This is a genomic window from Candidatus Nitrosopumilus sediminis (assembly GCF_000299395.1).
Lineage (GTDB): Archaea > Thermoproteota > Nitrososphaeria > Nitrososphaerales > Nitrosopumilaceae > Nitrosopumilus > Nitrosopumilus sediminis.
Genome location: NC_018656.1, coordinates 1096690 through 1111400 on the forward strand (window position 1 = coordinate 1096690; position 14711 = coordinate 1111400).

Annotated in this window: 20 protein-coding genes and 1 tRNA gene; 14 read left to right on the forward strand and 7 right to left on the reverse strand. The window is 33.9% G+C overall.

The annotated features are described in order from the left end of the window. Nucleotides 1–120: 120 nt before the first annotated feature. The 4 genes from NSED_RS10985 to NSED_RS06625 all read left to right on the forward strand — a co-directional run bounded on the left by NSED_RS10985 (nucleotide 121) and on the right by NSED_RS06625 (nucleotide 1628). The gene (locus tag NSED_RS10985; protein ID WP_014965479.1) at nucleotides 121–252 is read left to right on the forward strand and encodes a hypothetical protein; all 132 of its coding nucleotides are present in this window, start codon (nucleotides 121–123) and stop codon (nucleotides 250–252) included. A gap of 64 nt (nucleotides 253–316) precedes the next feature. Then, on the forward strand, nucleotides 317–739 hold the full coding sequence (locus NSED_RS06615) for a hypothetical protein (protein ID WP_026090098.1): 423 nt from the start codon (nucleotides 317–319) through the stop codon (nucleotides 737–739). 93 nt (nucleotides 740–832) lie between these two features. Beyond that, nucleotides 833–1372 (forward strand): inorganic diphosphatase, encoded by a 540-nt coding sequence (locus NSED_RS06620; protein ID WP_014965481.1) that lies wholly within the window; start codon nucleotides 833–835, stop codon nucleotides 1370–1372. 1 nt (nucleotide 1373) lies between these two features. Continuing rightward, on the forward strand, nucleotides 1374–1628 hold the full coding sequence (locus NSED_RS06625; RefSeq protein ID WP_014965482.1) for a UBP-type zinc finger domain-containing protein: 255 nt from the start codon (nucleotides 1374–1376) through the stop codon (nucleotides 1626–1628). 64 nt (nucleotides 1629–1692) lie between these two features. Here the strand turns inward: NSED_RS06625 and NSED_RS06630 are convergent, their stop codons facing one another. Both NSED_RS06630 and NSED_RS06635 read right to left on the reverse strand, forming a co-directional pair. Further along, nucleotides 1693–2253 (reverse strand): TATA-box-binding protein, encoded by a 561-nt coding sequence (locus tag NSED_RS06630; protein ID WP_014965483.1) that lies wholly within the window; start codon nucleotides 2251–2253, stop codon nucleotides 1693–1695. 1 nt (nucleotide 2254) lies between these two features. Then, on the reverse strand, nucleotides 2255–3202 hold the full coding sequence (locus NSED_RS06635; protein WP_014965484.1) for a transcription initiation factor IIB: 948 nt from the start codon (nucleotides 3200–3202) through the stop codon (nucleotides 2255–2257). A gap of 200 nt (nucleotides 3203–3402) precedes the next feature. On the opposite strand from NSED_RS06635, the gene NSED_RS10760 reads away from it, so the two are divergent. Beyond that, nucleotides 3403–4353 carry a gluzincin family metallopeptidase gene (locus NSED_RS10760; RefSeq protein WP_232212384.1) on the forward strand — a complete coding sequence of 317 codons (951 nt, stop codon included), beginning with the start codon at nucleotides 3403–3405 and terminating at the stop codon, nucleotides 4351–4353. Further along, a complete protein-coding gene (locus tag NSED_RS10765) occupies nucleotides 4350–5174 on the forward strand; it encodes a M3 family metallopeptidase (RefSeq protein ID WP_232212383.1) in 825 nt (274 codons plus the stop codon). Before NSED_RS10760 ends, NSED_RS10765 begins: the two co-directional genes overlap by 4 nt. Nucleotides 5175–5289: 115 nt before the next feature. Here NSED_RS10765 and NSED_RS06645 read toward each other — a convergent pair whose 3' ends face one another. Further along, nucleotides 5290–5862, reverse strand: coding sequence for a hypothetical protein (locus NSED_RS06645; protein ID WP_016940261.1), 573 nt, complete (start codon nucleotides 5860–5862; stop codon nucleotides 5290–5292). Between the two features lie 136 nt (nucleotides 5863–5998). Between NSED_RS06645 and NSED_RS06650 the strand changes: the two genes are divergently transcribed. After that, nucleotides 5999–7147: a hypothetical protein gene (locus NSED_RS06650; protein WP_014965486.1), complete on the forward strand. Its 1149-nt coding sequence runs from the start codon at nucleotides 5999–6001 to the stop codon at nucleotides 7145–7147. Here the strand turns inward: NSED_RS06650 and NSED_RS06655 are convergent, their stop codons facing one another. Both NSED_RS06655 and NSED_RS06660 read right to left on the reverse strand, forming a co-directional pair. Further along, nucleotides 7148–7699: a pyruvoyl-dependent arginine decarboxylase gene (locus tag NSED_RS06655; protein ID WP_014965487.1), complete on the reverse strand. Its 552-nt coding sequence runs from the start codon at nucleotides 7697–7699 to the stop codon at nucleotides 7148–7150. Nucleotides 7700–7774: 75 nt separating this feature from the next. Then, nucleotides 7775–8005 (reverse strand): hypothetical protein, encoded by a 231-nt coding sequence (locus NSED_RS06660; protein ID WP_014965488.1) that lies wholly within the window; start codon nucleotides 8003–8005, stop codon nucleotides 7775–7777. Nucleotides 8006–8128: 123 nt separating this feature from the next. Between NSED_RS06660 and NSED_RS06665 the strand changes: the two genes are divergently transcribed. The 6 genes from NSED_RS06665 to NSED_RS06685 all read left to right on the forward strand — a co-directional run bounded on the left by NSED_RS06665 (nucleotide 8129) and on the right by NSED_RS06685 (nucleotide 12109). Then, nucleotides 8129–8202, forward strand: a tRNA-Thr gene (locus tag NSED_RS06665). Between the two features lie 74 nt (nucleotides 8203–8276). After that, the gene (locus NSED_RS06670) at nucleotides 8277–9071 is read left to right on the forward strand and encodes a DsbA family protein (protein WP_026090096.1); all 795 of its coding nucleotides are present in this window, start codon (nucleotides 8277–8279) and stop codon (nucleotides 9069–9071) included. 102 nt (nucleotides 9072–9173) lie between these two features. Beyond that, the gene (locus NSED_RS06675) at nucleotides 9174–10487 is read left to right on the forward strand and encodes a DEAD/DEAH box helicase (RefSeq protein ID WP_014965490.1); all 1314 of its coding nucleotides are present in this window, start codon (nucleotides 9174–9176) and stop codon (nucleotides 10485–10487) included. Nucleotides 10488–10536: 49 nt separating this feature from the next. After that, nucleotides 10537–10770, forward strand: coding sequence for an Lrp/AsnC ligand binding domain-containing protein (locus NSED_RS06680; protein WP_016940258.1), 234 nt, complete (start codon nucleotides 10537–10539; stop codon nucleotides 10768–10770). 125 nt (nucleotides 10771–10895) lie between these two features. After that, nucleotides 10896–11042 (forward strand): PhlB family protein, encoded by a 147-nt coding sequence (locus tag NSED_RS10550; RefSeq protein ID WP_016940257.1) that lies wholly within the window; start codon nucleotides 10896–10898, stop codon nucleotides 11040–11042. Between the two features lie 275 nt (nucleotides 11043–11317). Then, complete coding sequence (locus NSED_RS06685; RefSeq protein ID WP_014965492.1) at nucleotides 11318–12109, forward strand: adenylate/guanylate cyclase domain-containing protein; 792 nt, start codon at nucleotides 11318–11320, stop codon at nucleotides 12107–12109. A 121-nt stretch (nucleotides 12110–12230) separates the two neighbouring features. Here the strand turns inward: NSED_RS06685 and NSED_RS06690 are convergent, their stop codons facing one another. Together NSED_RS06690 and NSED_RS06695 are read right to left on the reverse strand one after the other, a co-directional pair. After that, the gene (locus NSED_RS06690) at nucleotides 12231–12665 is read right to left on the reverse strand and encodes a universal stress protein (protein ID WP_014965493.1); all 435 of its coding nucleotides are present in this window, start codon (nucleotides 12663–12665) and stop codon (nucleotides 12231–12233) included. Beyond that, a complete protein-coding gene (locus tag NSED_RS06695; protein WP_014965494.1) occupies nucleotides 12666–13097 on the reverse strand; it encodes a universal stress protein in 432 nt (143 codons plus the stop codon). A gap of 254 nt (nucleotides 13098–13351) precedes the next feature. On the opposite strand from NSED_RS06695, the gene NSED_RS06700 reads away from it, so the two are divergent. After that, nucleotides 13352–14689, forward strand: coding sequence for a dicarboxylate/amino acid:cation symporter (locus NSED_RS06700; RefSeq protein WP_014965495.1), 1338 nt, complete (start codon nucleotides 13352–13354; stop codon nucleotides 14687–14689). The last annotated feature ends 22 nt before the right edge of the window (nucleotides 14690–14711 follow it).

Genomic DNA, 14711 nt, shown 5'->3' on the forward strand with positions numbered 1-14711 from the left:
CACATACCATTATGACAAAAAGGTGTTAAATTAGACACATAATTTGAGTCTTAAACAGCATTTAGAATAAAGATTTGCCCAACAACCTGATTAAAATTAGATTAAAATGATAATGATACTATGAAAGCCAGATTTAATGGAAAATGTGTAGAGTGTGGAGATGTCATTAAAACAGGAAAAGAAATTCTAAAAAACTCTAAGGACCAATGGGTTCACAAAGCATGTTGTGATCTAGAGGAAGAACTGCCATAATTTAGACAAACTGGGATGAATTAGTAATAAATTTTTTAAAGGACTTTGAAGAACGGTGAATGAAATGAATGTTAAGCCAAATCTGTTGTTAATTGCATCAATTATGACAGTATTTGGAGTATTGGTAATTCCAGCAGACATTTCTGCGGAGGTTAATCAAGTCACAGTAACTCCAATAAATGAAAAAGTAAGTTTGGAAAAAACAATAACTACAATGAATGTTCCTTTAGACAATAAACTTCCATGGGGAACTGTTAGAGGAGGAGCATCAGACGTTGCTGAGAGATATCCAATCATCATTCAATTTTACAAAGGAGGGGATCCAGTTCACTTTGCACAAGTAGATGCGAAAGGCGACGGATCTTATGAATACAAATTCAGAGTTAGAAATCTAGATTCAAACACGGGCGAATTTGTAAATGTGTTTGAAGGGGATTATACTGTAAAAATATACAAAGTCATTCCAAATACTAATGATTTAACATAATCAACAGGTCACAAATTACCTCTATTTTGTCAATTACATAACATATCATTTCATAGAATTCATATACTGAATATCCAAACCAAGAGCTAGAATATGAGCAAGAATTTTTGGCACGACATAGAATCAGGTACAGACATTCCTGAAATCATTAATGCAATTGTAGAGATTCCCAAAGGCTCTATGAACAAGTACGAATATGACAAAAAACACAACATGATAAAATTAGACAGAGTGTTATTTTCACCATTTCATTATCCAGGAGACTATGGTCTCATCCCTCAAACATTATCAGATGACGGGGATCCATTGGACGCATTAGTATTGGTTACAAATCCCACATACCCAGGAATCTTAATTGAAGCAAGGCCAATAGGGCTCCTTCAAATGAAGGATGATGGAAAACTAGATGACAAAATTATTTGTGTTGCAACAAACGATCCAAGATACCTACACACTACAGACATTACAGACATTGAAGATCATTATCGTTCTGAAATTGCTCACTTTTTCCAAGTTTACAAAGATTTGGAAGGAAAGAAGGTAGAAATTTTAGGATGGAAGTCTGCAAAAGAAGCAAAAACAGTAATCATTGAATCGATAAAAAGATACAGAGACACTTTGAAAAAATATTAACATGGCTAAAGAATGCGAGCATTTTCTTCAAGAAAAAAATGTATCTCAAAATAGAAAAAGTTGTGAAGAATGTGAAAAAGAGCACCTCCCAGTTGTTGCACTTAGAATGTGTCTAACATGCGGACATGTAGGTTGTTGCGATTCATCTATTGGAAAACATGCAACAAAACACTTTGAAGAAACAGGACATCCAGTAATGCAAGCAGTTCCAGAAAATATTTGGAAGTGGTGTTATATTCACAAAGAATATTACTGATTTGAATTATTTTGCAGATTAGATTATTTTAGATATTAGTAATTAGAATTTTCAATTAGCAGTTCTAATCGTAAACCATTAGTCCTTTTTCTTCCAATAAAGCATGGATTTGGTTTACAGAACGATGAACATCTTTTTCGAGTTTTGCTCCTACACAAACTAATTTTCCTGATGCAAATATGAGAATTACAGTTTTTGGATCAAGCATCCTATGAATTAGTCCAGGGAATTGTTCTGGCTCATACATGCTTCTAGGAAGAGTTCTAGCGGCTTGTTCCAAATTTACTTTGCCTCCAAGATTAATGGAAGAGACGATATTTTGTATTGAGACTATAGGGTCATTTTTGATTTTGATTTTTCCTTTTCGTAATATCTTAACTACTTCAAATACGGCAGTTTCTGCCAATTCTTGAGATTTTGCACCTGTGCAAACCATCTTTCCTGAGCCAAAAAGTAATGTTGCAGTTTTAGGATTTTTCAGTCGGAAAACAGCGCCAGGGAATTGTTCTGGATGATATTCAACAGCAGGGAATTTTTTTGTAATATCTACTAAATCTAATTTTTGTTCAATTGTTGCAGAAGCTACAACATTGACAATTGCAATTATTGGTTTTGTTTGAGTCATTTTATGATTTTCCTCCCAGCATATCCATATTTTGATCTAATCTCAAGCCTTTGTATCTATTTCTAATTGTTACTTCAGTAACATTTGCGGCCTCTGCAATATCACGTTGAGTTTTATCTTCACCGTTTTTGACACAAGAAAGGTATAATGCCGCAGCAGCTAATCCCATAGGATCTTTTCCTGCAGACTCTTCATGTGCTTGTGCATCTTTGAGTACTTTAACTGCATAACGTTTTGTTTTTTCAGTAATTCCAATAGAGCTTGCAATTCTTGCAACACATTGAACAGGATCCACAACAGGCATTTTTAGTTCTAATTCCTGATGTAAAATTCTATAACATCTTGAAATGTCTTTTTTCTTAATATTACCTGCATCTGAAACATCTTTTAGAGTTCTAGGGGTTTCAGTGTCTCTACATGCAGCATAAAGAGAAGCTGCAATTAATGCAGATATAGAACGACCTTTTACAAGACCTTTTTCTAAGGCTTTTCTGTAAATGTATGATGCTTTTTCAATAACTGCATCAGATAATGAAAGTTTGTCTTTTAATGTAGATAATTCACTTAGTGCTTGTCTGAGATTTTTATCTGAAGAAGCATTTACTTTACTTCTACTATCCCAAGTTCTCAATCTTTCAATTGTACTTTTCATGGTAGAGGTCAGAGGTTTTCCAGAAGAGTCCTTATTCATAGGACTGATAATTGTTGCAAGTCCTCTGTCATGCATTGCAAGCGATGTGGGAGCTCCAGTTCTTGTTGGATCTGCACCACCTTCTTTTGAAAATGATCTCCATTCAGGGCCGGAGTCTTGTAGAGTCTCAGTGATCACATAACCGCATTTACCACAGAATCTTTCACCAGTGACATTATCAGTCAGCATGGAATTTTTTCCGCAACGACCGCATGTCGAATCAGCATTAATAATTTCTAAAACCAAGTGTAATACCATTTTTGCATTGTTGATTTCCTATATGAACCGATTTATTTGCAGATTTTGAAGGAAAAATTGAGCCTAGTTTTTAGGCACAAAATCTGAAAAAGTAGTAAAATTCAGGCATTGTTTCACCATATTGGTCTAAAACGAGAATTTTGGAAAATATCTATCAAATGTATATTCATTTTTTAATAGTTACAAAACAGCAGATTCAGATGTCATCATATCAGTTAGGTAAATGGGATCTCACAAAATTAGTCAAAAATCCAAAAAGTCCGGCATTTCAAAAACAAATTAAAGAATTAGAGAATCAAGCTAAAAAATTTGAAAAAATTAAATCAAAACTAGATCCAAAAATGTCAACTAAACAATTCATGAATATACTCCAACAAGTGGAAGAAATTTCTGAAAATATGAGTAAGATTGGCGGATATGCATCATTGTCATATTCTTCAGACACACAATCAGATGAAGCGACATCTTTAATGACAAGAATATCTAAACTTGGCGCCGAAATATCAAATAAAATTTTATTTTTTGATTTATGGTGGAAAACACAAGTTGATGGGAAAAATGCAAAACGACTAATGAAAGATGCAGGTGAAATCACAGAATATCTTTCACATAAAAGATTATTTGCAAAATATGCATTGAGTGAACCAGAAGAGAGAATCATAAATACATTAGATGTAACTGGAATATCTGCACTTGTCAAACTGTATGATAAGATTACGAATTCTTTTGAATACAAAATGAAAATTGGAAATAAATCAAAAGTAATGACAAGAGAAGAACTCACAAATTATGTTAGAAGTACTAGTCCAAAAATTAGAGAAACAGCATACAAAACTATTCTTTCAAAATATTCAGATAACAAAGGAGTGGTTGGAGAGATATACCAAAACATTGTCCTTAATTGGAAAGATGAAGGTATTGAAATTAGAGGATATGAATCGCCAATCTCAATGAGAAACATTGGAAATGATGTAGATGACAAAACCATAGAGTCATTACTCTCTGTGTGTAAGAGAAACTCTCCTGTTTTTCAGGAATTTTTTGTTCAAAAAGCAAAAATGCTAAACATGAAGAAACTACGAAGGTATGATTTGTATGCTCCAGCAGCAGCCAACATTAAAGAAAAAATTATTCGTATGATAAATCAGTGAAATTAGTTTTCGAATCACTTGGAAAGTTTAGTAGTACGCTTGAAGAGTATGCTAGAAAAGTATTCAGTGAAAACCATATTGATTCAGAAGTAAGGCAAGGGAAAAGAGATGGGGCGTTTTGCAGCACACTTTCACCAAAAATTACTCCCTACGTATTGGTAAATTTTACAGGCAAGACAAGAGATGTATTTACTCTAGCCCATGAATTAGGTCATGCCATTCACAGCCAAGCAGCACAAGATAGATCAATTCTTGTTCAAGATGCACCATTACCTCTAGCAGAAACAGCATCAACTTTTTCAGAATTATTGTTGTATGATAATTTGTCTAACAAAATTTCAGATAATGAAAAAAAGGCAATGCTATCAGAGAAAATCGATGATCTATATGCAACAATCCTAAGGCAGTCATTTTTTACAATCTTCGAAGTCGATGCTCACAAGCAGATAGGAGAAGGAACTACAATAGATGAAATATCAAAAACATACATGAACAATCTCAAAGTCCAATTTGGTAACTCAGTGAGTTTATCTGACGACTTTGCAATTGAATGGAGTTGTATTCCTCATTTTTATCACACACCGTTTTACTGTTATGCATATTCATTTGGCAATTTACTAGCTTTGTCTCTATTTCAAAGATACAAAAAAGAAGGAAAAGACTTTGTTCCAGCATACATTAGCATTCTTGCAGCAGGGGGTTCCAAGAAACCAGAGAAACTTCTCTCAGAATACGGGTTTGACATAACTAGTCCAAAATTCTGGCAGGAAGGATTTGATTATGTCAAAACGCAGGTAAAGACACTTTCTTCATTAAACTAGATTTTAGAATAAATGGGGCTGACAGTCCAACGCATGGACTGCCAGCTTGTTCCCCGAACGGTTTGAATTCGATGTCATTTCCAAGACAATGATAATCTGATTTAAACGTTTGAAATTATTCCACATCTAGTTTCTTGGGCTTTATCTTTCTAATAGAGCCTATCAAGATTCCAATGGTAATTCCCAGCTGATAAAGAAAATACAATAAAACTTCAAAAGTGCTAGGAGTGAGATCGGTAAATCTGCTCACAGCCGTTAATATCAATAACAGAGCACTAAAAAAGAAAACAAAGCCTTTAGTCACCCCACTAAGATTTGTGAATTTCAACACAACAAAACTCATGACAGTGACAGAGATTGCCAATACTGTCAAAAATCCAGTATTCATTCCAAAAATCAAGAAGAGTAAAGATACGAGTTCCCCAGGACTGCCTGCAGACAGATTAGATAATGTAATTTTTTCAGGAGAGGCAAAACGCGGGACACTCAAAATTGCATTTGTTAGAAACAAGACAAACATTGTGACAGATACAGTTTTGACACGATTTTGTAAACGTGGAAATCTTACAAGGATCGCCCTACCCAGAATTATTCCTTGAAACAATCCAATACCAAATGCACTCAAAACTGCAATTAGTTGAATGACAGGATTAAGAAAAAGATCCACCAAGACTGGAATTAATGCCATACTATCCAGATAATTGAATTAATGGGAATATTAGTTACTAGATATCTTGCAAAAAATGGAAAAGTGAACAGCAGATATATGAAATATGAACTAAACAGGAGTAAATTTAATAATTTCACATATTGAAACAGAGCCGATGCAGCAAAAAATAATCTTCTTTGCAATTATTGCACTAGTTGGAATTTCAGTAAATTATGCATATTCTCAAGAAATGAGTCTTGCAACATTTCAGGAAACAGCACAGATTATCATAGACAAGCGAATTTCACAAAATGTGACATCATCAATCACATTACAGAGTACCAGTATTCAAGAAATTAAAATTCCAGCAGAATTGGAGCAAAGGATTAGAGAAAACGGAAATATTTCAGCAGTAGTAATTACAAATCAAGACAAATGTGTTCTAGGAGTTAGTGGAGAATCATGTATTTTGATTAATGTTAAAAGAAATCCAGAAGATACAAATATTTTGAAAATTCAAAATTCAACACTAAAAATATCAGAGCAATTCATTGATGAGATAAATGGCATTTTTGATACAAAGGCAAAATTGCATTCTACATTCATTCAACCTAGTGACGAAACAAATACAGCATTACAAACATCAGGAGTGATTTCAGGTAAAGGAACAATTTCAGCAGCGTACACCATGCCTATGGAAGACACTGATTCAATGTATGAAAAGATATCAGCAATTCTAATTCCAAAAGCCATCAGAGACTCAGGAGGGTTTTATGATGCAGCAAGAAATCTTTCAACAGAAGAGAATGCAAAGATGACGTTTTCAATAATACCAGCAGACAGTAAATCATTACTTCAATTAAGAGTGTCAACCACATATTCAGGAATAGCACCAGATATCGATAGAATTAATCCATTAGAATTTTTAAAAACTGATGTACTAAAAAGATCAGAGTATTTCTCAACAGGGTTTTATCCTCTAAATTCAATCATCCAAGTAGCAGTATTATCTTCTGAAAATACCAACATTTCAGATGTCGCAGGAGACATCATTCCAACTCAAATTATAGATAATGAAAAAATTCCAATAGACGTTACAAAAAACGGATGGGTTTTTGATCCTGAAGAGGGGCAATTAATTCAAGGAAAATACATTTTTGGTAAAGAGACAACAGTGAACGGTGATGAATTAAGATTTTCACTCGGAGGAGAAAATCTTAAAGCAGAAAAGCAAGAATTGGATGAATCGATTTTAGTTGTAGTTATAATTACAATAGTTGCAATAGCAGCTGCATTATTTTATCTTAAAGGTTATAAAAAATAATCATAATAAAAGAACTGCTGCTGCAAATACAGTTGTCCATTTTCCATCTTTGTCACCTTTAGTAGCTGAAGTGATATTATGAGTTTTGTAGATTTCTCCAGAGATTAACCATTGTTGTCTTTTTTCATTCCATGCTTTGTCAGCATCAAAAGGAATTCCTAAAGAAGATGCAAGCATTTGTGCTGCAATATCTTCAGCATAATCGCCTGCTTGAATTTCATTTTGTCCAAAGGCCTCATATTCAGACAGATACCCATAGCGTGTTTTGTCCTTTGGTTGAGCAAGACCAACAGATGCAGAACATACTCGATGAGGTTCATTTGTTTGATTTTTTGAATAAATAGTAAACAAGATTTGTCCAGGCGAGATTTTTTTCAAGCCTTCTTTTCTAGAAATTAATTTTGCATTTGGTGGAAATATACTGGAAATTAAAACAAGATTAGTTCCTGCAATTCCTGCATCACGTAGAGCATATTCAAAACTTGTCAATCTATCTTCGTGAACGCCTTTGCCTTTTGTAAGAAACAAATTCTTTGCAACTAAATCTAGCATTTATGAATTCATGAAAGAGAGTTATTATTTATACTTTAATTGAAGAAGGACAAAACATTTTCAAACTAAATAGAGTTAATCGCTTTTTCTTTTCTTCTTTCTTTTATCAGGTTCCTTTTGAATCTGTGTCAAAAGAATGAATGTAAAGAATGCCCCTAATCCTATGTTTATCACACCCATGAAAGTAATCATCAGAGTCTGTTGAGGTCCAGCAACAGGAGATAAGCCAATAACAATACCAATTGAGCCGGTTGCAAAAAACATCATCATCAAAACCTTAACTCTAGTAGGTTCGATGTATCTCATATCAGTATCAAAATACAGGATTATTATAAACTGACGGTGAATTTAGCGATTTTCGAATAAGAGGGATTTTTGAATCGGCCACAGGTAACACTTTAAACCGTCAAAAAATTCATTTTACTTCGTGCCAATGTAGCTCAGCCTGGTAGAGCAATTGATTTGTAATCAATAGGTCATGGGTTCAGATCCCGTCATTGGCTTTTAAATTTCTAAAACTATCTTTAGGTAATCTTTGACAATACGATTAAGTATGCTAGATATTCAATGAATGAAAATGAGTTTGGAAGAAGGGACGAATCAAGATAATCAAAAAAATTCTGTTAAAAAATCCACATTTAACGGGTTGATTGTAGGGATAATCATTCTAGTAGGAGTTGCAGCATTCTTTGCAGGATCATATACATCAAATTCTAACCAAATTTCAAATGAAGATCTTGATGATGCAATAGCAAAGTTGGAATTAAAACTATTACAAAACCAATTACCCACAAAACAACCATCAGCACCAGTAAAAATTTCAGCAGATAATGATCCCATCATAGGAAATCCAGATGCACCGATTACAATTGTAGAATTTTCAGATTTTCAATGTCCATTTTGTGCCAGATTCCATACCCAAACATTACCATTAATCATTGAAGAATATATTGAACAGGGAAAAGTAAAGTTGGTTTTTAGAGATTTCCCTATTCAGAGTATTCATCCAAATGCATTACCTGCATCAGTTGCAGCTGAATGTGCAAATGAACAAAACAAATTCAGAGAAATGCACGATATGTTATTTGAAAAACAAAATGAGTGGAATAAACTAGAGACTGTTGATGCATTGTCTTTATTCAACCAATATGCTACAGAAATTAAATTAGATGAAGAGCAATTTGATTCATGTCTTTCCAGTGGAAAATACATTCCAGAAATAAAAAAAGATCTTGATGATGGAAGAGATTATGGAGTTTCAGGAACCCCAGGATTTTTTATAGGAAATGACGAAATAGGATATGTCGAATTGAAAGGAGCACAGCCTTTTGATAGTTTCAAAAAAATTATTGATGCCCAATTAGATGCATAAAAAAATAACAAGCGTTTATTAGGGTACAGTCAGCATCAAGCATCAGAATAATGACGAGTGGGCAATGAGCTTTTTCGTCATTGCCAAAGAGAAAAAAATAAAATGACAAAATTTCAAGATTTAGGATTAAGCGAGAATGTTCTGAAAGGAATTGTTGATCAAGGTTTCGAAGAAGCATTTCCAATTCAAGAAGCAGTGATTCCAGTATTACTTTCAGGCAGAGATGTTGTTGGACAGGCTCATACAGGTTCAGGAAAGACAGCAGCATTTGCACTATCAATGTTGCAACAGATCAAGCCAAAACAAGGAATTCAGGGATTGATCATGGCACCTACAAGAGAACTTGCCATGCAAATTAGTGATGAAATTAAAAAGTTTGGAAAACACACAGGGATCAGAATAGCAACAGTGTATGGAGGACAAGGCATGGGAATTCAACTAGATGCACTTCATAGAGGAGTAGAAATTGTGGTAGCAACACCAGGTAGACTAATAGATCATCTCAAAAGAGGCTCAATTGAACTCAGAGACATTTCTCATATTGTTCTAGATGAGGCAGATACAATGTTAGACATGGGATTTGTGGACGATATTTCATTCATTTTAGATTTAGCACCAGAAGACAGAGTAATGTCATTATTTTCAGCAACAATGCCAACTGAAATTTTAAGATTATCTGAAGAGTATCTAAAGAATCCAAAACAATTCTTGTTAGATGCAGATGATCTTAGTGGGGAAGGAATAGACCAATCATATTTAGTGATTAAAGACAGGGACAAATTCAAGTATCTTATTGATTTTATCAAACCAGTTAAAGGGCAAAGTATCGTATTTTGTTCTACAAAATATAGAACCAGAGATGTTGCAAAATTCCTCCATCAAGAAAAATTTAATGCCGTTGCCATTGAAGGAGACATGTCACAACATAGAAGAGAGCAATCAATGGGGAAATTCAGAAGTGGTAAAGCAGACATTCTTGTAGCAACAGATGTAGCATCAAGAGGAATAGATGTTCCAAGAGTAGAGTTAGTCATAAACTATGATGTACCAAATCAAGAGATGGCATACTTTCACAGAATCGGAAGGACCGCCAGAGCTGGTGCACTAGGTAGAGCAATAACATTTGTTTCATACTCATCAGTTGGAGATTGGAATCTAATCAAACGTCAAATCAAAGTTCCCCTCACAGATTTAAACCAAGAGATGGGAATTCAAATTTCAATCCCAGATCCTCTAAAAAGACAGACGCCATCAAGAAGATATGGCGGTCAATCAAGATCCAATTATTCTAGAGGAGGACGTTCTGGAGGATATGGTGGATCTAGAGGAGGCAACCCCAGAGACGACAGAGGAAAAAGAAGAACTAGTGACAGAGATGGGAATAGAAACAGCTACGGTGGACGTAGTAGATGGTAATACTGTAAAACTTAAAGACCTGAACTTGTAATTATTGTTAGATAAAGTAATGCACAAAGGATTCATTTTATTAAATTGTGATCTGGGAGCCGAAGAATACATTGTTGATGAATTAAAACAAATGCAGAATATCCCAAATGCACATCTTACTTTTGGAGCATATGACGTGATTGCAGAAGTTGAGACGGAAAACCAAGAAGAATTTGAAAAATTAATTGCAACAATTAGAAAACTTTCCAGAGTAGTTAGCACAATGACGCTAAATGTAATCGTTCCCGAATAATTGATCTAAGCTAGATTGTCAGTTATTGTTTTGTAAAAACTATCTGTATTCTTTCATTTTTAATTCAATTTCTGACAGATTCTAACCTAAAAAATCTTTAAGTTCAAACAGCACAGTAAATTGACATGATAGACGTTAAAGATTTGAAAGTGTGTGCTGATTGTGGAACAGTATATTATGGAAAATTTTCAAAAGGAACATGTCCTAGTTGCCACACCAATAATTTTGAACAAATATCTGCAGATAGCGGCGTGGGAAATTTAGATAGATAAAGAATATTTGAACAGGTTTAATCCGGGTTTTCACGTCAAATATTATTTAGGGAAAGTTGGCTGGCACATGCGAAAGAACAAAGGAGGAATCTTTAGAATAATGAATTCGCATTAGATGAATTGTCACTTTGGTTAAAACCCTGTAATGGGAAATCAAGAAACTAATGTATCTTTACTATGGGTTTTACTTAATGTGATTTTTCAGCATTAATTAAAAACCAAATTTCAAAAAAAGAGAATTATGGCGTATATACTAGTCATGCATTATAAAATCAATGAGTTTCAAACCAAACAAAGAGCAAAATCCCAACATACTAGACATTCTTCTGAGCAAGAATTCAGATAAAACAATTAATTCGGACACACTGATAAAAAATGTACAAAATAGAATTAACAAGGCATTGGAAAAAGGATATCAATACACAAGAGTAATTGATTCTTCTGAAAAATTCCTGAGAAAAAATGTGTTTGGACAAATAAACATGGCAGTACTGTATGTAGATATTGTCGGTTCTACAAAAATGAGCATGACATTGCCACCTGACAAACTATCAATAATCATTAGTTCATTTTCTCAGGAAATGTCATATGTGATTGAGCAGTTTCACGGATATGTTCTAAAATTTGTTGGTGATGCAGTTATAGGATATTTTGTAGAAAACGAGACAGAGCAAATACCAGCAGTATACAACGTAGTAGCTTGTGCAGAATCCATGATAAATGTGGTAAAGCAAGGAATTAACTCAATATTAGTTGAAAAAGTAGGGCTTTCAGAAATTAGTGTGAAGATTGGCATTGACTTTGGGAATAATGTGGTAGTCAGATATGGGTCTGATGAAAAAAAGGCGTATGTGGATTTGCTCGGACCTACAATGAATGTGGCATCAAAGATTCAAAATTTGGCAAAGCCAAACCAAATCATAGTAGGACAAGATGCATACGACAAACTAGACTCATACATGCAAGAATTTTTCTTAGACATGACAGATGAGTTAGATTATCCTTTGCAACATTATTCAAGTGATCAGGACAAAATTTACCGTGTTTACAGATACAAGTATCAATAACCTATGTCAGATCAATTTCATGATTTCATATTGTTTGAAAGCCACGATTATCCTTGATAGTTAGTGTAAAAAAGCCAATTAAAATAACCAAGAGAATAATTGATTTGATCATTACGTTTGTCTATTTTATAATTATCACAGGGCACTTTGCTTTTTGCATAACGCCATTACTTACGCTACCAAGCAATATTTTATCAAATCCTCCTCTACCAGAAGAGCCCATAACTATGAGGTCTACATTTTTAGATTTTGTAAACAGCATTAGGGATTTTATTGTATTGTTAGATTCTATAATTTTAAAATCTACTGATACTGAATTCTTTTTTGCAACAGAATCCAATTTGGAAAAAAGATCTTTTGTTAGTTTTTTTGCCTTTCTCATAATATCTTTATTGATTCTTTTATCAATATACCATCCACCCAGATTTGCAATATTCAGACAACTAACCACTTTGATTTGAGAATGGTGTTGTTTGGCCAATTCTACGGCTTTATTGAATGCTTTAAGAGCATGGGCTGATCCGTCATATGGAACTAGAATGGTGTTAAAAGTCATTTATTTTACCACCATTACCGAACATTTTGCTTGTTGCGCAACACCATATGTAACACTACCCAGAATTAATTTATTCAAACCTGTTCTGCCATGAGACCCCATTACTATGAGATCTGACTTTTTTAAATTTGCGAGATTGATTATCTCTTTAACAATAGATGTCCCTTGTTTGATTTTCACAGATATTGGAACGTTGAGACTTTTTGCAGTTTGCTCAAGTTTGTAAATAAATTTTTTAGCCGCACTTTGTTGTTTTTTTATTGTTTGAGGGTTAACTTTAGAAAATCCCCTTATTGCAGAATACTCTCCTTCTATGACTGTAAATACAGTAATTTTAGAACCGTCTTTTTTTGCAATATCTAATGCTTTTCTAAATGCTCTATTGGAAAAATTTGTACCATCATATGGCACTAGAATATTTTTGAAAACCATGTATCACATTACGCTGATTTGGATTTAAAAAGCGTATCTAATTTTCAAAAATGAATGTCATAAGTTAAGATAAACGACTAATTTTAAACAGATTTCAAATTAACAATAAAATTTTATTCTATGTTTAAAATTTGACCCTAAATCCAGATTTGAATTAGATTTAACACAAGATATGAGGGTATTTCCACATTTGTAAATTTTAGATTAGTGTAACAGTCAATAAAGATGAATAATGTTAACATATTGAATATTCAATGGAAACAAAGTCCTTCAATTATCATGTACCTCAAATTACATATCTAATAAAGAAAAAATTGTGGGCGCAAGTGCTTTTTGCGTTATTTTTAGGATTAGTTTTTGGTATGATCATAGGACCTGAATTAGGAATTGTTGAAAAAGAAACTGCAGAAGTAATTACTGAGTGGTTATCCATTCCAGCCAATCTCTTTCTGAAAATTATTCAAATGATTATTGTACCGCTAATTTTTGCATCCATTATTCGAGGACTGACATCATCTGGAAGTTTAGAGCAGCTTCAAAAACTAGGTATAGGGATTTCTTTGTATTTCATTGCAACCACTGTAATAGCATTAACTATAGGAATCATTCTTGTAACTGTAATAGAGCCCGGTAATTTTATCGATAGTTCTTTGATCAGAGAAAGTTTCGGAATTGAGGATATGGAACCAGTTCAGAGAACAGAACTATCCCTTCAAGATATTCCTCAGAGCATTGTGGGAATTGTTCCTAGCAATCCATTGGCATCATTCATGTCTGGAGAGATGCTGAGCATCATTGTTTTTGCAGTAATTGTCGGAGTGTCATTGATTACATTACCAAAAGAAAGATCAGAGCCAATTCTTGATTTGCTAGAATCCATACAGAAACTTACCCTGAAGATAGTTTCATGGGCAATGCGTTTGGCACCATTTGCAGCGTTTGGTCTTATGGTTGGACTAACGTCAAAGCTTGGGTTATCTGCGCTTGCAGGACTTGGAGCATACATGCTAACTGTGGTGGTTGGTTTATTGTTGATGGTATTTGTCTATATTCTAATTATCAAATTTTTTACAAAGAGGCCATTGTTTTCTACTTTTGCAATGATGAAAGATGCACAGTTATTGGCATTTTCAACTTCCAGCTCTGCGGCAGTAATGCCATTGTCAATTAAAACTGCAGAAGAAAAAATGAAAGTGAAACCAAAGGTTTCACAATTCGTCATTCCTTTGGGTGCCACAATTAACATGGATGGAACTGCACTATATCAAATAATAGCAGTGTTTTTCTTGGCACAATTATTCAATATTGATTTAGGATTTACCACGATACTATTGATTTCATTAACAGCACTTGCAGCATCAATCGGGGCTCCATCAGCTCCTGGAACAGGAATAGTAATTCTTTCAACAATTCTGATTGCTGCAGGTATCCCCCCTATTGCAGTGGTACTTTTGTTAGGAGTGGATAGAATTTTAGATATGACCAGAACGATGGTCAATGTTACAGGAGATCTTACAGCTTGTCTATTCTTTGATGAAAGAATAAAAACAGATAAAATTACAAAAGATGATCATCCACCAGCAAAAAATTGAAAAATTTGTCACCTTTCATTCA